6 protein-coding genes and 1 pseudogene are annotated in these 7656 nt (G+C 38.8%); 4 read left to right on the top strand and 3 right to left on the bottom strand.

The window, feature by feature from the left end:
• Both V7L31_RS12030 and V7L31_RS12025 read left to right on the top strand, forming a co-directional pair.
• A partial coding sequence (locus tag V7L31_RS12030; RefSeq protein ID WP_334696433.1) for a CAAD domain-containing protein occupies nucleotides 1-711 on the top strand: 711 nt, incomplete at its 5' end.
• A 671-nt stretch (nucleotides 712-1382) separates the two neighbouring features.
• A complete protein-coding gene (locus V7L31_RS12025) occupies nucleotides 1383-1994 on the top strand; it encodes a PEP-CTERM sorting domain-containing protein (protein ID WP_334696432.1) in 612 nt (203 codons plus the stop codon).
• A 220-nt stretch (nucleotides 1995-2214) separates the two neighbouring features.
• On the opposite strand, the gene V7L31_RS12020 is transcribed toward V7L31_RS12025, so the two are convergent.
• Nucleotides 2215-2922, bottom strand: a complete 708-nt coding sequence (locus tag V7L31_RS12020) for a 2OG-Fe(II) oxygenase family protein (protein ID WP_334696431.1) — start codon at nucleotides 2920-2922, stop codon at nucleotides 2215-2217.
• Between the two features lie 154 nt (nucleotides 2923-3076).
• Nucleotides 3077-4418, bottom strand: a pseudogene (locus V7L31_RS12015) (transposase).
• Between the two features lie 717 nt (nucleotides 4419-5135).
• Between V7L31_RS12015 and V7L31_RS12010 the strand changes: the two are divergent.
• The gene (locus V7L31_RS12010; RefSeq protein WP_334696430.1) at nucleotides 5136-5813 is read left to right on the top strand and encodes a hypothetical protein; all 678 of its coding nucleotides are present in this window, start codon (nucleotides 5136-5138) and stop codon (nucleotides 5811-5813) included.
• 175 nt (nucleotides 5814-5988) lie between these two features.
• The gene (locus tag V7L31_RS12005; RefSeq protein ID WP_334696429.1) at nucleotides 5989-6198 is read left to right on the top strand and encodes a TOBE domain-containing protein; all 210 of its coding nucleotides are present in this window, start codon (nucleotides 5989-5991) and stop codon (nucleotides 6196-6198) included.
• 65 nt (nucleotides 6199-6263) lie between these two features.
• On the opposite strand, the gene V7L31_RS12000 is transcribed toward V7L31_RS12005, so the two are convergent.
• Nucleotides 6264-7022: a HesA/MoeB/ThiF family protein gene (locus tag V7L31_RS12000; protein WP_334696428.1), complete on the bottom strand. Its 759-nt coding sequence runs from the start codon at nucleotides 7020-7022 to the stop codon at nucleotides 6264-6266.
• Nucleotides 7023-7656 lie beyond the last annotated feature (634 nt).

The raw sequence follows: 7656 nt of genomic DNA, 5'->3' as shown, positions 1-7656 counted from the left end.
TTTGAAGGTGCGGTGAATATGGCACGCGATATGTATAATGCCATTTACTCCCCTTTGATGAAACTCGCTCAATCTGATATCCGTGCAGGGCAAAAGAAAACTGTTATCCCTGAAGAAAATAGTAAACTTGGGGAGAGTGAAGTAGAACAATCCAAATCTTTTGATATTACATCTACCGAACTGATGCCTACGGCGGTAAACTACGCAGTACTTGAAAGTCCAAAAATTGATACTCAGCCATTTCCACTAACTACTGATAAAGCATTACATAGGGAGAGCGAAGTAGAACAATCCAAAGTTTTTGATATTAGATCAACCCAACCTATTGCAGAATTTGAAAGTTCAAAAATTGATACTCAACCATTGCTAATGCCTGATAATCAACCATTACCTCAATGGCAGCAATTTGGTGGTAAATTCTCTGTCTTTTTGGATAAATTGCCTAAATACTTAGGTAGCTTTTCCACTGAATACCAGATGCCAATTATTTGTTTTGCTACAATTATTACAGCGACTGTTATAGTTAAGATCATTCTAGCTGTATTAGATGTAATTAATGAAATTCCCCAGTTAAATCTAGTTTTTGAGTTGACTGGAATTGGTTACTTAATCTGGTTTATTTTCCGATATCTATTTAAAGCTTCTACTCGGCAAGAATTAGCTGCACAAATTAGTTTTATCCAAAAAGAAATTGTCGAGGGACAAGATTAATAAGCTGTTATGCCTCCACATTCACTTTCTTTCATAGTGAAAGAAGGCATAAGGCAAACAAACACATCCTCCGCTATGCAAGAGGTTGGTCGGATTTGGAGATCAAATAGCTATGTTGCGTAGGCGTAGCCCGTCGTAGACATTGCGATCGCTTCTCTACGAACGCCAATAGCGTGTCGGAGACAGAGGCTGCACCCTAAGCATAGCTATCCACAAGGTTTACGGCTTCTGCATAGCTGGTTTTTGAGCAGGGGTACGCTCGCCGTGGGCATCGTAAAAGCACCACAGTCGTAGTTACTCATGAAATCTTGTCATGTGTGTAAGTCGTGCAAAATAAAAAAACTTTTTACTTAAAGTTTTGATAAAGTCAGCGTTTAATTACGTAGTTGAATTGATTTTTTCCAACCAAGTTGGTATGATAGCTTCAATCAAAAACGCAAATTCGTATAAAAAAAGATGCCATAAATACTATTGAATAATTCATAAAGTTTAAGTGCTCATATCAATGACTATTTAAGCATTAGTAGTGAGGAAGTAGAGACATTTGCCAGCAATCCTATCTATGCAATCGCCATCTGTCGAGTGTCCCTCACAATCGATAATCTGCTTGATAAGTTTCTCGCTCTCAACATTTTTGAAACAAGCTATTAGTAAATCAAAGGAGATAATTTATGTTAAAAACAAAGTTTTTTCAAAAACCATTAATGGTTATTCTAGGGTTAGCATTAGCTACTGTTTCTACCGCTCAATCCTCCAAAGCTGCTACCTTTACTTATCAGGGAGATACAACAAATGAACCGATTTGGCGGCGTGTAGCACCAGGGAATCCTCCCACTCTTATCAGTGGTGAAAAAGATGGGAATTTGGGCATGAGTGTACCTTACAGTGTATTTGATTTTACGGTCGATCAATCAGGTTTATATAATATAAGTGGTGAATCTGAACCTACGCCACCTGCAAATAGAAAATGGGATATTTTCTTAGCTTTATATCAGGACAGTTTCAATCCTACTGAACAATTAACCAATGTTCTTATAGCAAATACCACTACTAATGGTAGTACTGTTACTTTCAACCAAGAACTCCTTACAGGACAGAAATACTTTTTAGTTACGACCGGTCGTCGAGTGAATGATTTTGGCCAGTTTAGCAACACAATCAGTGGTTCGGGTCAAATTACACCAATTCCTGAATCAGATTCAATACCTGCCATGTTAGTCACGGGTGGTATAACTTTACTACTGTATAAGCGAAAAGTAGGTTTAAAAATATCGCATTTCTAAATCGTTTGTAAGCATATCTGCAACTTGTGAATAAGTCGGGGATGTGCTTACAAAGTAGGTATGACTGCTATAGTTGCACTCATATAATCAAAATAATCTGTAAGAAAGCTAACTGCCTTTTGTATTGTTAGTTAACTACTTGTTTTCAGAGAATAGAGGCGATCGCCTTTTGTGTAGGGATTGTATTTTTACTATCTAGGACTTACAGTCCTACTATCGACTAAGCACCTGCATCGAGATTGTGAAAAAAAGCAATCCTGAGAGCCAATCGGCACTGTAGTGCAGTCGAGGCTACTGGAGTTACCATGTGCCAGGAATTATCTGAGCGCACAATTACAGCTGAAAACTGGTTCAGTGGTGCAATATCTTGGAAGACAGATTCTGGTTTTTCGTCAAAGAGAATTCGCAAACAACCACCCCAGTCCATAGGCCATTGTTCATTGAAAAATAGCAAATGAGTCAAAGCTTTCGATGGTTCATCAGTATGAGGGCGATGACAGTGACCTAGATTATATCGACGAAACCCAATCACCATTGCACAGTCTTTCAATTCCACCCCAGACATCTGTGTTAAGGCTTGACGGTAAGCAGGTGTCCACAGTTCTTCTATCACTTGTCGCCAAATACTGCTGAGATTACCAAGATTAGAAGATAATTTTCCTTGTGTAATGCGATCGCGCCAACGATCTGACAACTCCGGGCTGGCGCGATCACTAAACTTGTACATCAAAGCAATATCCTCATTACTAGCAAGCATATCACTCCAAAGATACCCATATCCTTCCCTTATTGATAAGCGAAACTGTTCTTGGGGAAAGCTGGCAGAAAGTTCCAAGCTAGCTGCTTTGGGCAACAAATTCTCTATCACAGCATAACTGTATGGAACTGATTGCATTGTTGTACGATCAATGGCATCTAAATTTAGCATTCTCAATCTTCTTTGGATTATGTTTGTAATTTACACTATCTGTATGATTGCTAGATTAAAGCTTGATACTATAAGTCAATAGTTTCCAATTTCAGCATTTAACTCATTTTGGCGACTGAGGTATATATTCTTTCTTAACAATACCGTAGCCAATTTACGAGGGTTCAGCGCCTGTAGAAACGTTATGAATACGTCCTAAAGAAGTAAGCTTGGCAAAAATCTGGGTTAATAAAATAGGCTCAGGGATTTCGGGAAGCATTTTTAACATTTCACGAACATATCGAAAACCACGGTAGTAAGCTTTGAGATCAATAATGCCGGAGTCGGGATTGTGTTGACGAAAATCAGCTAGAAGATGATGGGATAAGTTGACCATAAAGTTTTGCTTTGTTAGCAGCATTAGTCACGGCAGTTTGGCTTAAATTCATAAAATCTTCTAATCCCCAAAACTGTTTGGCATCTCGAAAGTTAAACTCGATTTGAAAGCGCAGTTTGTAGTAGTCGATTATCTTTTCGTATGACAACTTTAGATCACTAGAAAATAGAATTACATGACTACGAGTATTAGTTTTAAGATTGGTTTTAACCAAAATAACTATATTCAGCGCTTGGGCAAATTCCTTGTGGAGTAAAGTAGCTTGATAAATATCAGTTTTGATATCCTCGTCAATGATGCTTTTACACAAATATGCGTCAGGTATATTACAATAATCCAGCTTGTCGCCGTATTTACGGCGAGAGCGACGATTAGGATCAGGGTTTCGGTAAGGGATGTATAATGCCGAATCATGGCGCAATTTGGAAATTATGTGTAAGTTAACAAGACGTGCCATCTGCAAGGCATTATTGTTCCCAAAATGACCATCTAAAACTAAGTAAGTTAGGGGGATAAAGTTAGCTACTAACAAGACTTGCTCATTAATCATTTTTTTTATTCTTAGTAATTCAGATGTCAGAATTACTTCTGTTTTGTTTTTGTTCTTACTCCCTTTTGGTCGTCCACGTTTACGTTTATCTTGGACTTGTACTTCTGGAGTTGGTGATGGGCTATTTTTTTCTACATCGCTCTTGATCACCTGTTCTATCAAAATCGGAAATGAGTGTCTTTCTTGAACACTTACCAGCGATAATGCAAAAAAAGATAGTCCTGATATCGGTTTATTTACTAGACTAGAAAAAAATCTATCCAACCCATAAGTTTTTTTACCTGATTTACTCACTACAACTTCATCTCCTGCAAGCAAATACACCTCATTTGCACGGAATAAATGCTTACGGAAAAATAGCCAAAACAACGTCGCCCAAGGTATTACTGTCTGAAAGAATCTTAATATCGTCCGATAACTACCACCAGTGCCTGCCCAACGCGAGATTCCCAACATCGTGACTCGCCCGCTCATCGTTAACATAGCCAGGATTATTTGGTTAAATTGCCGCATTGTTGTCGCGTTGATCTGCGGTAGCAGGCATTGTAGCAGTGATAAGATATCAGGCATGGGCTGTTTGTAGTGTTTGATTTATCGTTGTGAGAGACAATAAATCTACTACGAAATGCCCTACCTCTTCATACTCTTATTTTGGCAATGGTATTGATACATTGTAGCATTTACTTGATCTATTGGTTGTATACACGGAATAGTCTATCTAGTCGCTGTATGGTTTTGCTTCAACTATAGTGTCGGGACAACTACAACGCTTCCCGATAACTCGGACAGTTTTCCAATTTACAGGTGAGTCTCACTTATAAAGAGTTTATTAACTTGATAGTTACCTATTCATAAGGTAAATAATGACAGCTTAGTTTCTATACAACATTAAGCTGAACTATTTTAAAAAGAAATAAAAATTAATTTTGTTCGTGTTTGATTACTATATTAGTTGGTATTGCACTCAATAAGTTGGTATTATCTTCATTAGATTACACAGATATACTTATCCATTTGGAAAAACGCAAATCTAACAAGAGGTTTGCGACTAACTTTGGCGTCAAGATTCATTAGTTTTTAATATCAGTTATTAAAAACTAGTTATTTAGTAGCGTCTGGTAAGGAGTTGAAAGTCTAACGATAGAACCGTTTTTATTTTTATCTAACAGAATCTATTGTCAAATTGCTCAATTTCGGCGATAACAATACTAATTTTTGGTAAGCAAACAGCTTTGAGCAAAACAATCTAGTTTTTTCAATATTTAATAGTAAACGGAGAAATGTTTTATGCGTTCTACCCGCACGATACCCATTGCGTCTTTAATGCTATCGATACTGGTTTTATGGCAGCCTACTTTAGCTGACTCAAGAAGTATTGTTCCCTCAGAAAAAGAAGAAAAAACACCTTCTGTCTGGAATAAAAATAAGTGTCTTGGAGGTTTTTCGCAAAGTTTTCGCTTGGGTGGAGAACTCAATAATCCGACCACTTATAATTTGCAAAAACTGCGAAATTTACAAGATGCTTTAAAAAAACAAAATCCAGCATTAGTTACTGAAGTTACTGTGAGCTTTCAAACCGGCTCAGGGCCGCGAACAGAAACATACTATGGAGTCCCTCTATGGGAATTGATTAATAATTCGAAAGCCGGAGGTGGTCTAAAACCGGGGAATTCTGGGGTGAATAGTAAAAACTCTTTTCTGAGGCAATATGTTCTAGTTGATGCCACAGATTGCTATGGTGCAGTCGTAGCTATTGGTGAAATTCAACCTAACTTTGAAGGAAAAACAGTGCTAGTTGCATTTGCAAAAAAAGGTAGTGATGGTAACGTCGTGCCTTTAACAGATGAAGGATTTGCTCGTTTAGTAGTTCCAGGTGACAAAGCTGGAGGTCGTTACATTAGTAATGTGACAAATATCGTCATATTATCTGCTCCTCCTTCTCCTTTGAAACCAAAATATTTCTGAAAACCCGTCTGATTAAAGATACCTACAACGGAGAGTTCATTTTCTAATACCAGTCTGATATCTAAGTTATTCTGTAAGGCTGAAGATATCTCACTAAATGAGGATAATCCAACAATCTCATAGTTGTTAGTATTACTCAGTTCAGAATTATCTTATAACTAGGGAGGATCAAAATATGGAAGTTAGCGCTCGTAATTCCTTAAAAGGAACTATTAAGAAAATTCACGCAGGAGCAGTCAACTCTGAGGTCACATTAGAAATTGGGCCTGGGGTGGAAGTAACTGCAATTATTACCAAGGAGTCGGTAGACCATCTCCAACTTCAAGAGGGAAAAGAAGCGATCGCTGTGATTAAAGCGTCGGATGTCATAATTGCTACAGAATAGCTCGAAATGAGTAGATAAGTTGTGGCGATCCGCTTATAGAGCGATCGCTACGCTCATCCAACTATTTACGAATTTTCCGAGCAAGAACGGCTACCACACACCAGACAAGAAGGATCGCGATAAGAATGTCGTTTGGCAAATTCCATTCGCATCAAGTCAATTGTCAGCAGTTGTGACAATAGGGGTTGACTAAACTTAGTAATCAGCTTTATTACCTCTAATGCACTAAGACAAGCTAGTGTCCCAGAAACAGCACCGAGAACCGCGAACCCACGCTGATCCCAATCCGGCTTTTCTGGAAATAAGCATGATAGACAAGGAGTAACGCCAGGAATAATCGTCGTCAGGTAAGCTTCCATTCCATCCATTGCAGCTTCTACCATTGGTTTTTGCCAGCGTACACAAGCCTCATTAAGCAAGTTCCGCTCTGTGAAATTGTGGGCGCAATCAACAGCTACATCAGCAGATTGCACTAAAGAGTCTACATTCTCCTTTGTAACGTAATCATGAACTGCTTCTACCTGAATATCAGGATTAATAGCTTGCAGAGTTTCTCTGGCTTTGAATACTCTTGGCTTACCTACCCAATCATTTGTCATTAGAACCTGACGATTCATATCATCTAGCCGTAAGTCACCACCCCGAACTAGAATTAACCGCCCAACACCTGCTACTGCCAAATAAAGTGCTGATGTACCGCCTAATCCCCCTACACCTGTAACTAAAACTGTTGCAGACTTCAAGCGCTTTTGTGCTGCTTCTCCAAAATTGGGAAGCATCATTTGGCGGTGATAGCGTTCTAACTCACTGGGTGTTAAGTTCATCGCTTTTTATCTCTTTATCAGTCGTAAAATTTACCACCTAGTTGGTAACAAGTATTGTACTTGTCTATACATTTTTCTAACTTAATACCTGTAAAGTTGGTATTTATTCCAGGCACTATTAAAAGAGGTATGTGCAAATATAGCGATGTCTACGACGGGCTATGACGCTCTCTACGAGACGCTAAAAGCGTAGCTTGCAACTCTTACAGAGTACGCGGACTCGCTAACGCAACTCTTGGAGACGTTACGCGTAGCTTGCTTCCACGGAGTGGTACGCTATCGGTGTCGCAAATGTGGTGCTGCTCTCTCTGCGGAGATGTCGTGATAGTCCTTTATTCGATCATCCCTGCTCAAAGAGTAGCACCGATCTATTACTGCTAGTTTGCTCTTTGTCCTGGGTTGAATGCCCAATAAAATAAACCCCGCAGCAAGGCTGTGGGGTCTTTTAGGTATTATTGCTTCCTAGTGGGGTATAAAGTCAGGGCTGATGCAAGAATCAGTACGGCATCTATAGCTGCTGCTTTTGGGTTGGGATTTATCCCAGGGCAAACGCATCTTATTTACTAATAAAAACTAAGGGAGATTCTAAAATGACATAGATAATTGTAAAACTTGATAGAATGATAAATAAAAT

This window comes from Nostoc sp. (assembly GCF_036916655.1).
Taxonomy (GTDB): Bacteria; Cyanobacteriota; Cyanobacteriia; order Cyanobacteriales; family Nostocaceae; genus Nostoc.
The sequence above is the reverse complement of the archived record's forward strand: the minus strand, read 5'-3'. Positions and strand labels throughout refer to the sequence as shown.

Coding starts and splice junctions, on each gene's coding strand:
- V7L31_RS12025 (WP_334696432.1), top strand. CDS start 1,383: ATGTTAAAAACAAAGTTTTTTCAAAAACCATTAATGGTTATTCTAGGG.
- V7L31_RS12020 (WP_334696431.1), bottom strand. CDS start 2,922: ATGCTAAATTTAGATGCCATTGATCGTACAACAATGCAATCAGTTCCA.
- V7L31_RS12010 (WP_334696430.1), top strand. CDS start 5,136: ATGCGTTCTACCCGCACGATACCCATTGCGTCTTTAATGCTATCGATA.
- V7L31_RS12005 (WP_334696429.1), top strand. CDS start 5,989: ATGGAAGTTAGCGCTCGTAATTCCTTAAAAGGAACTATTAAGAAAATT.
- V7L31_RS12000 (WP_334696428.1), bottom strand. CDS start 7,022: ATGAACTTAACACCCAGTGAGTTAGAACGCTATCACCGCCAAATGATG.